Source organism: Sphingomonas sp. ABOLG (assembly GCF_003950435.1).
In the GTDB taxonomy this organism is placed as follows: Bacteria; Pseudomonadota; Alphaproteobacteria; order Sphingomonadales; family Sphingomonadaceae; genus Sphingomonas; species Sphingomonas panaciterrae.
In genome coordinates this window covers 154,651-167,101 of the sequence record NZ_QQWW01000002.1, presented here as the reverse complement: position 1 = coordinate 167,101, position 12,451 = coordinate 154,651, and the positions used below count along the sequence as shown (strand labels likewise).

The window sequence follows — 12,451 nt, the reverse complement described above, 5'->3', positions numbered from 1 at the left end:
GATGGCAGATGAACCGCCCGCCACCATGTGGGAAGGCCGCTTCATCAAGGTGCTGAAGCAGGGGCCGTGGGAATATGCCGCGCGGTCAGGCGACATGCAGGCCGCGGTCATCCTGGCGATCACCGACGCAGACGAGATCGTTCTGGTCGAGCAGTACCGCGTCCCCCTCGGCCGCCGCTGTCTTGAGCTTCCCGCCGGCCTGGTGGGTGACACCGATGCGGGCGAGGATGTGGCGGATGCCGCCGTGCGCGAGCTGGAGGAAGAAACCGGCTACCGCGCCGGTGCGATCGACATCATCGGTGAGTTCAACTCATCGCCCGGCATGGTCAGCGAGGGCTTCACGCTGGTGCGCGCGGGCAACCTTAGCAAGGTGGGTGATGGCGGCGGCGACGAGCATGAGCAGATCACCGTCCATCTCGTGCCGCTGGCCGAGGTGAAATTCTTCGTCGACGCCAAGCGCGCAGAAGGCGTCGCGATGGACGTGAAATTGCTCCTGCTGCTGGGCGATCAGCTTCTGCGCTGACGCAGCGGTCGCTGGCGGGGCGAAGCATCTCCCCCCTTCCCCGCCCTGCGGCGTCAGTCTATCTCACCGCGCATGCGCAAACACATCTTGATCGTGCTTGGCCTGATCGTCCTGGTGGCGGTGGGCATTTTCGCCTGGCTGAGCTGGCCCGACAAGGCGCGGCTCGATGTGCAGGAGGTGACCGGGCAGCGTCCAAACATCACCGCGCCGCGCAGTCAGATCATCCCGACCGTCAAGGTTGCCGATGCGATCGGCTGGCCGGCGGGTGCGAAGCCGACGCCGGCGGCGGGCCTTAAGGTCGAGCGTTTCGCCGACAATCTCGATCACCCCCGCTGGATGTATCGCCTGCCCAATGGCGACATTCTGGTGGCAGAGACCAACTCTCCGCCGCGCGGGCGCAGCTTCGTCGATCGTGTCATGCGGTACCTGATGGGGCGTGCGGGCGCGGGCGTACCGTCGGCCAACCGCATCACGTTGCTGCGGGATGAGAATGGCGACGGCCGCGTTGATTTCCGGTCGGAATTCATGACCGGCCTGAAATCGCCCTTCGGCATGACGCTGTTCGACGGGCATCTGTACATCGCCAACACCGATGCGCTGGTGCGCGTGCCCTATGAGGAAGGCGCCACCAAGATCACCGCCACACCGGAAGTCGTGGTGAAGCTGCCGGGCGGGGAAAACCATTGGGCGCGCAACGTCATCCCGGCGGAGGACGGCCGCACGTTGTACGTGTCGGTGGGGTCGGCCTCCAACGTCGCCGAAAAGGGCCTCGATCTGGAGCGTCGTCGCGCGGTGATCCTGCAGGTGTGGCCGAAGGAAAAGACCTCGCGCATCTATGCCGCAGGCCTGCGCAACGCCAATGGCATGGCGATCAATCCGCAGTCGAACCAGCTGTGGACCGTGGTCAACGAGCGCGACATGCTCGGCTCCGACATCGTCCCCGACTATCTGACCGCCGTCGAGCTCGGCGACCATTTCGGGTGGCCGTGGTATTATTGGGGCGGCTATCCGGACAAGCGCGTGGAGCCGGGCAACCCGCAGCTTCAGCAATATTCAAAGCGCCCCGACTATGCGCTGGGGCCGCACGTCGCGGCGCTGGGCCTCACCTTCGCAGGTGACGTGAAGCTGGGTCAGCGGTTCAACTATGGCGCGTTCATTGGCGAACATGGTTCGTGGAACCGCGTGCCGCCGTCTGGCTACAAGGTCGTCTTCGTGCCCTTTACCGACAAGGGCTGGCCGGTGCCCGGCTCCAAGCCCGTCGACGTGCTGACGGGCTTCCTCGACGCGGACGGCAAGGCGATGGGCCGCCCGGTGGGGGTCATCGGCGATCGTACCGGCGCCATGCTGGTCGCGGACGATGTCGGCAACGTCATCTGGCGCGTTACGCCGGCGGACGCACCGGCGGCGCGCTGAGGCTTCGGTGACGCGATGGAGTGCCGCTGATCGCGGCCCCCATCCGGCGGGCAAATTCGCCTGCTGTAACAATGCTGCGCAAGACAGGAGCGGTGACGCGAGCTAACGGGGCGCCATGATCCGTCGACTCGTTCCTGCCTTCGCTGCTCTGACCGCCCTCGCCGGTTGCGCCTATCCCGAGACGCCGCCGGCCCTCCCCTCCGCAACCGCGCCGGCTGGTGTGACAAGCGCCGCCATCGAAATGCAGCGGGCACCCGTCACGATCCTCATCTCGATCGACGGTTTTCATCCCGATTATCTGAAGCGTGGTCTGACGCCGAACCTGTCACGTCTCGCGGCGGGGGGCGTGACGGGGCCGATGCGCCCGTCTTTCCCCTCCAAGACCTTTCCCAATCACTGGACCATCGTCACCGGCGTTCGTCCCGACCGGCATGGCATCGCCGCCAACATGATGGAGGACCCCAGCCGCCCGGGTGAGGTCTTCACCATGGCGAGCGACGATCCCTTCTGGTGGAACGCCGTGCCGCCGATCTGGGTGACCGCGGAAGAGGCTGGCATCCCGACCGCCTCGATGTTCTGGCCCGGCTCGAACGTCGCCTGGGGCGGCGCGCGCGCGACAGCCTGGCCGAACGATATTACCGGCGGCACCCGGCCCTATGACTGGCAAGCCTTCAGCCAGCAGCTTCCCGGCGACAATCGCGTGCGTCAGGTGATCGACTGGATGCGTCGTCCGGCCGCCAGCCGCCCGCGCTTCGTCACCACCTATTTCGACGTGGTCGATACGGAAGGACATCGCAACGGGCCGAGCTCACCAAGCGTGAACACCGCGCTTGCCGAGGTGGATCGCCAGATCGGCGCCTTGGTGGAGGGCCTTGCCGAGCTGGGGCAGCCGGCCAACCTCATCATCGTATCCGACCACGGCATGTCGCAGACGTCGAGCGAGCGGGTCGTGGCGCTCGACCGCATCGTTCCCGCCACCGACGCGCGCGTTGTCGAAAGCGGCCCCTATGCGACCTTCGCGCCGCTGCCCGGCCGCGATGCCGCCGTCGCGGCGGCGTTGCTCAAGCCCCACGCCCATATGGAATGCTGGCGCAAGGAGGCGATTCCGGCCCGGTTCCGTTATGGCCAGAACGTCCGCGTTCCTGCGTTCCTGTGCCTCGCCGAGGACGGCTGGGAGCTTCAGAAGACGGCACCGACCATGACGTACACGCGCGGCAACCACGGCTTTGACCCTTATGCGCCCAGCATGCAGGCGCTGTTCATCGCCAACGGCCCCGCGTTCGCCCTAGGGAAGAAGGTCGGCGCCTTTGACAATGTCGCCGTTGCCCCCCTGCTTCGTACATTGCTCGGCCTGCCCGCCGACCCTACGCTGGACGGCACGGATGCGGTGTTCCGCCCGGTGCTACGGCGCAGATAGGAGAGGCAATGCAATATTTCGAAGACATCGAGGTCGGTGCGCGGGCAAGTTTCGGCAATTACAAGGTAACGCGCGAGGAGGTCGTCGACTTCGCATCGCGCTACGACCCGCAGCCCTTTCACCTGTCCGACGACGCCGCCGCCCAGACGCATTTCGGGCGGCTGTCCGCCAGCGGGTGGCACACCTGCGCGATGGTGATGTCGATGATCGTGGAGAACGGGAAGCGCCACCCTTCTGCCGGGCTGGGTTCGCCGGGGATCGACGAGCTTCGCTGGGTCAAGCCGGTCTATCCCGGGGATACGCTTCGCTGCGAGACCGAGGTGATCGAAAAGCGCCAGTCGCAGTCGCGGCCCGAGATGGGCATTTTCAAAAGCCGGATGAGCGTCTTCAATCAGGACGACGTCGTGGTCATGACCATGGTGTCGAACGGCCTGATTGCCACGCGACCGGCGACCTAGCTGACCATCACCAATGCCTGCCGCGCGCGCCGTTCAGCGCGCGGGCGGGATCACTGTGGGCGGGTGACGGGCCGGTCGGCGCTGCGCCCTGGCCCACCCCGGTTGCCGAAGCCACCCGGCCGGGGGCCTTGCGGACGACCGGCACCGGGCTGGCGACCGGGGTTCTGCGGACGATTATATCCCGGAGTGTTCCAGGGATTTGGCCGCTGACCCGGGGCGGCGCCGGGCGGGCGCGGCCGCCCCGGACGCACGGCATCGGGATTGCCCGGGCGACCCGCACCCCAGTTCGGCCGCCCGGGGCGGTCGGGACGATTGAAGCCACCCCAATCGGGTCGACGATTGGGCTGGTTCCAGCCAGGCCTGCTCTGCCAATAGCGTCGCTGCGCATTGTTCCAGCGCCGCGGGCGACGGTACTGATCGTACACATAGACGCCGGTGCCGGGATAATAGAAATTGTCGTACCAGCCGAAGGTGCCGCCCAGCCCGACGCCATAGGGTGCACCGCCGTAATAATAGGGGTCCCCGTAATAGGGATCGCCATAATAGCCCGAGCCGTAGCCGAGGCCGACGCCACTATAGCCATAGCCGTCGGTACAGGCACTCGAGGCGAAACCAAGGGCCGAGATGATGGCGATCAGCCCTGCACGCTGCCAGTTCATGGCATCCTCCTACAACGGCGGAGAAGCGGCTGATACGCGCCGCCAATTCATCGACAACGACAAGCGGTCGGCGAAGTTCCTAATGGCCCTCGAAGGCGACCAGGGCATGCACATCAACCCCGTCCTTCCGTAGCGCGTCGGCGCCGCCCAGCTCGGGCAGGTCAACGAGGAATTGTGCCTGGACGACCCGGGCCCCCGCCTTGCGCAACAAGCGAACGGCCGCGCGTGCCGTCCCGCCGGTGGCGATCAGATCGTCGACCAGCAGCACGCGTGCGTCGGGGGCACAGGCGTCGGCGTGCATCGCGATCCGATCCTGCCCGTATTCCAGGGCATAATCCTCCGCGATCGTGGCACCCGGCAGCTTGCCGTCCTTGCGGATCAGGAGCACGCCCGCATTCAATCGATCGGCGAGCGCACCGGCGAACAGAAAGCCCCGCGCCTCGACCCCGGCGACCAGATCAACCGGACCGGGAGCTGCCGCTGCCATCCGCCCGACGCAGCTCGAAAAGCCGCAACGATCCAGCAGCAGCGTGGTCACGTCACGAAACTGGATACCCGGCTTCGGGAAGTCCGGGATGGTCCGGATCAGCGCCTTCAGATCGGCATTATCGGCGTTTGCCGCTGCGACATGGCGGCTGGCCGCGCTGATCTCAGGGCTCTCGTTCGTGCTCATGCGGCGGGTCATGCGCTCGCACCGAAGCGACCGCAAGCCGCACAACAAAAAAGCCCCGGCCGCGAATGGCGACCGGGGCTTTCTCGCTATCGATCCCGGCCGGCGTGCCCGGGATCGTTCTGGTTCAGCTCAGTGCTTAACCCCGCGCCAGACGTTCTGGTACGCGCCCCAGGTCAGGAACACGAAGATCGCGAGGAAGATGATCGCGGCAAATCCTGCGGCGTGACGCGATTCCAGGTTCGGCTCCGCGGTCCAGGCGAGGAATGCCGACACGTCCTTCGACATCTGCTCCTTGGTCGCCGGCGTGCCGTCCTCGTAGGTCACCTGCCCGTCGGCCGTGATGGGCGGCGGCATCGCGATGTTCAGGTTCGCGAAGTACGGGTTGTAGTGAAGGCCCTGCGGCGTCTTCGCGTCCGGGAACTTACGCAGCAACTCTGCCGGCTGGTTCTGATAGCCGTCCAGCAGCGACGCAACGTAATTGGCGCCATCATGACGAGCCTTGGTGATCAGGGACAGATCAGGCGGCAGCGCATTGTTGTTGGCCGCACGCGCCGCGACCTCGTTCGGGTACGGGCTCGGGATACGGTCAGACGGGATGTTCTTCCGCGTCATCGCTTCGCCCGTGTCCGGGTTCACGCTCGGCTGCTCGATCGGCCACGCCTGGGCAAGCGCCTTCACCTGGCCCTCGCTGTAGCCGAGCTGCTCGAAGTCGCGGAACGAGACATACTTCAGGCTGTGGCAGGCGGCGCAAACCTCCTGGTAGACCTTGAGGCCACGCTGCAGCTGCTGCTTGTCGAACTTGCCGAACAGGCCAGCGGAGGAGAGCCCCGCATCCTTGGGATGGAGGTGGAACTCATGTTCGGCGGTCTCCGGTGCCGGATCACTGATCGCGGTGGAAACCGTCCCGAACAGCGCGATACCGAGCACGAAGACGAATCCCGCGCCGATCAGGAGTGCGATGGTACGAACCATTTTCTTTCAATTCCCCCGTATCGGCTCAGTGTGCCAGCGCGGTCTGTGCAGGCGAGGTTCCGCCATGCTTGGCAAGCACCGCCTCGGTGATCGAATTCGGCAGCGGGCGCGGACGCTCCGAGCGCGAGACGATCGGCAGGATGATCAGGAAGTGCGCGAAGTAATAAGCCGTCGCGATCTGACCGATGATGACGTTGCGAGCATTCGCTTCCGCGCCACCGATATAGCCCAGGACCAGCACGTCGATTGCGAGCACGGCCAGGAACCAGCGGTACGTCGGACGATAGTTGGCCGAACGAACCGGCGAGCTGTCGAGCCACGGCAGGAAGAACAGCAGCAGGATCGAGCCGAACATCGCCAGCACGCCCCACAGCTTGCCCGTCAGGATGAAGTCCGCGGTGAAGCTCTTCAGGATCGCGTAGAACGGCAGGAAGTACCATTCCGGAACGATGTGCGCCGGCGTCGAGAGCGGGTTCGCCTCGATGTAATTGTCCGGGTGACCCAGCATGTTCGGCGAGAAGAAGATCAGCGCCGCGAAGACCAGGAAGAACACGGCAACGCCGACGCCGTCCTTGGCCGTGTAATACGGGTGGAACGGAACGGTGTCCTGCTCACCCTTCACGTCGACGCCGGTCGGGTTGTTCGAACCCGGGATGTGCAGCGCCCAGATGTGCAGGATGATGACGCCCGCGATGACGAACGGCAGCAGATAGTGCAGCGAGAAGAACCGGTTCAGCGCAGCATTATCCGGCGCATAGCCGCCCAGCAGCAGCACGCGGATCGGCTCACCGACCAAGGGAATGGCCGAGAAGAAGCCGGTGATCACCTGCGCGCCCCAGAAGCTCATCTGGCCCCACGGCAGCACGTAGCCCATGAAGGCGGTCGCCATCATGAGAAGGAAGATCACGACACCCAGCAGCCACACCATTTCGCGCGGCGCCTTGTACGACCCGTAATACAGGCCGCGGGCAATGTGGATGTAGACCACGGCGAGGAACATCGAGGCGCCGTTGGCATGCGCATAGCGCAGGAACCAGCCGCCGTTGACGTCGCGCATGATGCTTTCGACCGAGCCGAAGGCGACCAGGCTGTTAGGCGCATAATGCATCGCCAACACGATGCCCGTCACGATCTGGCACACCAGCGCCAGGCCGGCGAGCACGCCGAAGTTCCAGAAATAGTTGAGGTTGCGCGGCACCGGATAACCGGCGCCAACAGCGTTGTAGACGAGGCGCGGCAGCGGCAGCTTCTCGTCCATCCACCGCATCAGCGGCTGCTTTGGCTCATAATGCTTGGCCCAGGGAAAGCTCATCTGTGTGCTACCTCAACCGACCGTCACGACGGTGTCGGACGTGAATTCATATTCGGGAACGACGAGGTTCGTCGGTGCGGGACCGGAGCGGATGCGGCCGGCAGTGTCATAGGCAGAGCCGTGACACGGGCAGAAATAGCCGCCGAACGGCCCCTTGTTCTCGCCCTCGCCCGCACCCAGCGGCACGCAGCCCAGGTGGGTGCACACGCCCAGGGTGATCAGCCAGTTCTTCTTGCCCGACTTGGTGCGTTCCTCCAGCGTCTGCGGATCGCGCAGATCGCTCACCGGAACGGCATCGGCCTCGGCAATTTCCTTCGGCGTCAGATTGCGCACGAACAGCGGCTGCTTGCGGAACGTCGACTTGATCGACTGACCCGGCTCGATCTTGCTGATGTCGATCTCAGTCGTCGACAAAGCCAGCACGTCGCCCGACGGGTTCATCTGGTTGATCAGCGGCAGGACGATAACGCCCGCGCCGACGCCAGCCCATGCAACAGCCGCGATATTGATGAAATCTCTACGACGGGGATCGTGCCCGTCTTCCGCTTCAGGCGTTGGGTAATCGCCCGGAGTAATTGTGTTGTCAGCCGTCGCCATTCACCAACCCTTGTCCAACCGGCCCCGGCGGGGAACGCGCATTTGGAAAGAGCCTCCCCGACGCCCGCCTTTTTTCCCCATCGCCCCGCGGGGTCGGCGGGTTGATAGCTTCGCACCCTGCGCCTGCCAATGGTGATTTTGCGATCATTCACCGGCGCTTCATCATGGCGGCACGGCTCACCATTGCTAAAGCATTGCCATGCGACTTGCGCTTTACGAACCGGACATCGCCGGCAACGTGGGAACGATCCTGCGCACCGCCGCCTGCTTTGGCGTTCCCGTCGACCTCATCGAACCAATGGGTTTTCCCTGGAGTGACAAGGCGTTACGCCGCTCCGGCATGGACTATCTTCCGGCCGGACAGGTCACGCGGCATGTCGATTGGGCGACGTTCAACAAGGAGCGTGATGGCCGGCTGGTGCTTGCCAGCACGCGCGGCGCGACCGACCTGTGGGACGCCCGTTTTGAACAGTCGGATATCCTGCTTTTCGGCAGCGAAAGCGCTGGCGTACCCGACGACGTGCATGCTTGTGCCGATCTGGCGGTGCGGATTCCCCTGTTTTCGGGCATGCGATCGCTCAATGTCGCAGTCAGCGCGGGAATCATCCTTGCCGAGGCGCTGCGCCAGCTCAGGCATGCTGAGGCGCCTGCCCGGTAGGACATTCTGGCACCTCGACACCCGATCCACCCTGTCTCTAAAGGCGCGGTCATGCTGACGCTCGATCCAGAACAGACCGCCGCTCGCCAATGGTTCGAGCATCTCCGCGACCAGATCTGCGCCGCATTCGAGGCGATCGAGCGCGAGGCAGGATCGGAGGCCAGCTTCACCTACACGCCGTGGGATCGTCACGACCCATCGGGCGAGCCGGGCGGCGGCGGCGTTCGCGGGGTAATGAAGGGCCGCGTGTTCGAGAAGGTCGGCGTGAACGTGTCCACCGTCGGCGGGACGTTCGAGAGCGAGTTCGGCAAGACGATCCATGGTGCGGGCGATGATCCGCGGTTCTTCGCGACCGGCATCAGCCTGGTGGCGCACATGGCGAACCCGCATGTGCCGGCGGTTCACATGAACACCCGCTTCCTCGTCACCACCAAGCGGTGGTTCGGCGGCGGCGCGGATCTCAACCCGCCGCTGCCAATCAGCGAGGACACCGAGGACTTCCACGCGGCGCTGAAGACGGCGTGCGACGCGCACGATCCGGATCATTACCCGCGGTTCAAGAAATGGGCGGACGATTATTTCTACATCCCGCACCGGAAGGTTCATCGCGGTGTCGGCGGCATCTTCTACGACCATCTGGAAGGCGCGTTCGCCGACAATTTCGCATTCACGCAGGATGTCGGCAGTGCCTTTCTCGACATTTACCCGAAAATCGTGCGGCGGCGCATGAACATGCCCTTCACCGATGCGGAGATGGCAGCGCGCAACGAATGGCGCGGGCGCTATGCCGAGTTCAACCTCGTCTATGACCGCGGGACGCTGTTCGGCCTCAAGACGGGCGGCAACATCGACGCGATTCTGATGAGCCTGCCACCGGTCGCCACATGGGGCTGACGCCCGTTCCTGATGACCAACTGGCCACCGTCGTCACGACGCTGGAGATGACGACGCGGCCGCCGCTACGGCCGCTGCCCTCGTCTCCCCTGCGACTCTTTCGCTGGCGGCAACCGGGCGCCGACGCCTACCGAATCCTGTTCCGCCGGGTTGGCGCGCCCTGGCTGTGGTTTTCGCGGCTGGTGATGGACGACGCCACGCTGCTGCCGATCATCCGGGACCCGCGGATCGAACTCTATCCGGTGATGGATTCGATGGGGATCGAGATCGGTTTCGTCGAACTCGACTTTCGTCAGCCGTCGGTTGGCGAGATTTCCTATTTCGGATTGGTCCCGGAACTGACCGGGCGTGGCCACGGCCGCTGGCTGATGGCGGAGGCGCTGCTGCGCGCCTGGCGGCCGGGGATCGAACGGCTCACGGTGAATACCTGCACGCTCGATCACCCGTCAGCGCTCAATTTCTACCGCGCGCAGGGCTTTGTCCCGATCCGGCGAACGGTGGAGACGTTTGCCGATCCGCGGGTCGCCGGGCTGCTCCCCGCGGACGTCGCGCCTCACATCCCGCTGTTGACCCCGCGGCGATAGACCACCGTTCCCACCATCAGGATCGCGATATTGTAGATCGTGGTCGCGGCGGTCAGCAATATTGCCACCATGGCGATCAGGAACGGGTTCTCATGCTCCGGCTGACGCAGCCAGGTGTCGAGCGGGAACAGCGGGCGAACGATGATCCACTGCGCCAGAAACAGCGACACGACCGCGCCCAGGATCGCCCAGGCAGGCTTGGCAGTGAGACGCCAGCTACGACCGATGGCGCGCGCCGCGCTTAGCTCAGGCGCCGCAGCCAGCGCCGGCAGCGCCGCGATCAAGCGCGCCTGAAAATAGAGACCCGGAAAGACGAACAGCCACAATCCCAGCCCGACGGGAATGGCGATGAGCAGGTTGAGCAGCACGAATCGCCACAGGCGTCGGACGGCGGCGCCAAGGCTGCCGATCACTGTCAGCCGGTCCGGCGACAACAGCAACAATGCGATTGTCGCCAGGCCGATCATCCCGATCAGGTCCGCCAGCACGTAGAAAAAGGCGTTGCTGTTGCCCCAGGCGGATACGGCGTTGATCCACTGCTCCATGGCAGCTTCATCACCGCGCTCGGTCGGCAGTGCCGGCAGCGGGTCGCACAGCAGCTGGACCGCCAGCGCCGGCAGGAAGATGAGCGGCCCGGCAATGCGCAGGATGAGGTCCGCATCGCGGCGGAACACCCGCCAGGCGTTGGCCAGCAGGTTCATGAAAGTAGGGGTCACGCAGCGTCCTTAACATCACGCGCGGCAAGGTAGAACTGGCCGGAAAAAACCGACTGGATGATCCCGAAAAGCGCCGTAAGGGCCGCCGTCGTGATCGCCACCGCCAGCGCCACCAGGCCAGGGTGATCCGGCCCCACGATCAATCGCGTGATCAGCCCGGCCACGTTGGTGGCGGCCACCACCGCGACGAGGCAGACGATGCCGAACAGGATCAGCACGCCGATCAGCTTCCATGTGCTCCCGCGCGTCAGCTCGAAACTGCGGCGGATCGCGCCCAGGCCGCGGCGTTCGTTCACGATTACCGCCAGCAGCGGCACGAAGCGCGCGGTCACCCAGAACATCAGGGCGAAGAACAGGATGAAGTACAGCCCGGCGGCGGCCGCCACCCCGAGGTTCAGATTGGCCTGCGCCTGCCCAAGCTGCGCCCGAGTCACGTCCAGCCCCGCCGCCACCATCAGCAGAACGCCGGGCATCACGATCAGCAACGCCGCCAGCGTCAGGAGAAGGACGATCCCGATTGCCGGCCCAAGGCGCTGGATGCCCAGCGCGGCCGCGCGCGGACGATCGACGTTAGGATCGGTGGCAACCGCCGTAATCGCCAGCGTGCCAACGGTCGCGAGCAGCGACACCATCAACGACAGGATCGCGGTTCCGCTACCCGGCTGGCCGGGGGTCTCGGCCATGGCATCGACGCTCGCCTGCACGACGGTGGGCGCGAACAGGAACACCAATGCAAGTGACAACAGAATACCGAGCCGTCCGGCGATGACCGCCTTTGTGCGGTCCCACACCGTTCCCATGCTGATCATCAATCGACTCTGCTGCTGTTGCGACGGGTGGACGCTACTCGATCGGACGAATGGTTGCCAATCGCCGTGCCCGGTCGCATCTGCTCCAGTGCGATGGACATCAACGATCTCGAATGGCGGGTGACGCCGGGGCTGACCGACTATTCTGCGGCACTGAAGGAGATGGAAGCGCGGGCGGCCGCTGTCGCTGCGGGCGAGGCGCGCGAGCTTGTCTGGCTGCTCGAACATCCCCCCGTCTATACGGCCGGGACCAGCGCGTCCGCCGACGAGTTGCTCGACGCGCGCTTTCCCGTCGTCGATGCCGGCCGCGGCGGCCGCTACACCTATCATGGGCCTGGACAGCGGATCGGCTATCTCGTCCTGAACCTGGCGGAGCGTGGGCGCGACGTGCGCTGTTTCGTCCACGCACTGGAAGGATGGATCATCGCCGCTTTGGCGGAGATGGACATTCCCGCATTTCGCGCCGAGGGCCGGATCGGGATCTGGACCCAGGACGCGCAGGGCCGGGAAGCGAAGATCGGCGCGATCGGCGTGCGCGTGCGCCGCTGGGTGACGATGCACGGCTTCTCCGTGAACCTTTCGCCCGATCTGTCGCACTTCACGGGGATTGTGCCCTGCGGCATCGCCGACTATCCCGTGACCAGCGCCGCGGCGTTGGGGGCCAGCCATGATATTGAAACCTTTGATGCTGCGCTGGCGTTGACGAGCCGCGCTTTCCTCGAAAGTCTAACTTGTTCGCGTAAAATCGAGACTTGAGGGGGCGGCG

15 protein-coding genes are annotated in these 12,451 nt (G+C 65.1%); 8 read left to right on the top strand and 7 right to left on the bottom strand.

Translation table 11 applies throughout. The annotated features are described in order from the left end of the window. The first annotated feature begins 1 nt into the window (after nucleotide 1). From CA236_RS02800 to CA236_RS02785, 4 genes are all read left to right on the top strand, one after another. Complete coding sequence (locus CA236_RS02800) at nucleotides 2–523, top strand: NUDIX hydrolase (protein ID WP_046410130.1); 522 nt, start codon at nucleotides 2–4, stop codon at nucleotides 521–523. A gap of 72 nt (nucleotides 524–595) precedes the next feature. Then, complete coding sequence (locus CA236_RS02795) at nucleotides 596–1,936, top strand: sorbosone dehydrogenase family protein (RefSeq protein WP_046410128.1); 1,341 nt, start codon at nucleotides 596–598, stop codon at nucleotides 1,934–1,936. 115 nt (nucleotides 1,937–2,051) lie between these two features. Next, on the top strand, nucleotides 2,052–3,353 hold the full coding sequence (locus CA236_RS02790) for an ectonucleotide pyrophosphatase/phosphodiesterase (RefSeq protein WP_125944453.1): 1,302 nt from the start codon (nucleotides 2,052–2,054) through the stop codon (nucleotides 3,351–3,353). A gap of 8 nt (nucleotides 3,354–3,361) precedes the next feature. Further along, entirely contained in the window at nucleotides 3,362–3,811 is a 450-nt protein-coding gene (locus tag CA236_RS02785) for a MaoC family dehydratase (RefSeq protein WP_046410125.1), read from the top strand. A gap of 50 nt (nucleotides 3,812–3,861) precedes the next feature. Here CA236_RS02785 and CA236_RS02780 read toward each other — a convergent pair whose 3' ends face one another. From CA236_RS02780 to petA, 5 genes are all read right to left on the bottom strand, one after another. Further along, nucleotides 3,862–4,470 (bottom strand): hypothetical protein, encoded by a 609-nt coding sequence (locus CA236_RS02780; RefSeq protein WP_125944452.1) that lies wholly within the window; start codon nucleotides 4,468–4,470, stop codon nucleotides 3,862–3,864. 79 nt (nucleotides 4,471–4,549) lie between these two features. Then, nucleotides 4,550–5,143 (bottom strand): adenine phosphoribosyltransferase, encoded by a 594-nt coding sequence (locus CA236_RS02775; RefSeq protein ID WP_082103223.1) that lies wholly within the window; start codon nucleotides 5,141–5,143, stop codon nucleotides 4,550–4,552. A 129-nt stretch (nucleotides 5,144–5,272) separates the two neighbouring features. Further along, on the bottom strand, nucleotides 5,273–6,115 hold the full coding sequence (locus CA236_RS02770; RefSeq protein WP_046410122.1) for a cytochrome c1: 843 nt from the start codon (nucleotides 6,113–6,115) through the stop codon (nucleotides 5,273–5,275). A gap of 25 nt (nucleotides 6,116–6,140) precedes the next feature. Continuing rightward, complete coding sequence (locus CA236_RS02765; protein WP_046410121.1) at nucleotides 6,141–7,427, bottom strand: cytochrome b N-terminal domain-containing protein; 1,287 nt, start codon at nucleotides 7,425–7,427, stop codon at nucleotides 6,141–6,143. A gap of 12 nt (nucleotides 7,428–7,439) precedes the next feature. Continuing rightward, on the bottom strand, nucleotides 7,440–8,024 hold the full coding sequence (petA, locus tag CA236_RS02760) for a ubiquinol-cytochrome c reductase iron-sulfur subunit (RefSeq protein ID WP_046410119.1): 585 nt from the start codon (nucleotides 8,022–8,024) through the stop codon (nucleotides 7,440–7,442). Nucleotides 8,025–8,223: 199 nt separating this feature from the next. On the opposite strand from petA, the gene CA236_RS02755 reads away from it, so the two are divergent. Genes CA236_RS02755 through CA236_RS02745 form a run of 3 tightly spaced genes read left to right on the top strand, consistent with a single transcriptional unit; the run spans nucleotide 8,224 to nucleotide 10,160 of the window. After that, a complete protein-coding gene (locus CA236_RS02755) occupies nucleotides 8,224–8,682 on the top strand; it encodes a tRNA (cytidine(34)-2'-O)-methyltransferase (RefSeq protein ID WP_125944451.1) in 459 nt (152 codons plus the stop codon). A gap of 51 nt (nucleotides 8,683–8,733) precedes the next feature. Beyond that, a complete protein-coding gene (gene hemF, locus CA236_RS02750) occupies nucleotides 8,734–9,576 on the top strand; it encodes an oxygen-dependent coproporphyrinogen oxidase (RefSeq protein WP_046410116.1) in 843 nt (280 codons plus the stop codon). Next, the gene (locus CA236_RS02745; RefSeq protein ID WP_046410115.1) at nucleotides 9,567–10,160 is read left to right on the top strand and encodes a GNAT family N-acetyltransferase; all 594 of its coding nucleotides are present in this window, start codon (nucleotides 9,567–9,569) and stop codon (nucleotides 10,158–10,160) included. The genes hemF and CA236_RS02745 overlap by 10 nt, the downstream gene beginning before the upstream one ends. Here the strand turns inward: CA236_RS02745 and CA236_RS02740 are convergent. Further along, entirely contained in the window at nucleotides 10,130–10,876 is a 747-nt protein-coding gene (locus CA236_RS02740) for a hypothetical protein (protein WP_125944450.1), read from the bottom strand. The genes CA236_RS02745 and CA236_RS02740 overlap by 31 nt on opposite strands. Next, on the bottom strand, nucleotides 10,873–11,685 hold the full coding sequence (locus tag CA236_RS02735; protein WP_046410111.1) for a glycerophosphoryl diester phosphodiesterase membrane domain-containing protein: 813 nt from the start codon (nucleotides 11,683–11,685) through the stop codon (nucleotides 10,873–10,875). The genes CA236_RS02740 and CA236_RS02735 overlap by 4 nt, the downstream gene beginning before the upstream one ends. Nucleotides 11,686–11,778: 93 nt before the next feature. Between CA236_RS02735 and lipB the strand changes: the two genes are divergently transcribed. Next, entirely contained in the window at nucleotides 11,779–12,441 is a 663-nt protein-coding gene (gene lipB, locus CA236_RS02730; RefSeq protein ID WP_082103057.1) for a lipoyl(octanoyl) transferase LipB, read from the top strand. Nucleotides 12,442–12,451 lie beyond the last annotated feature (10 nt).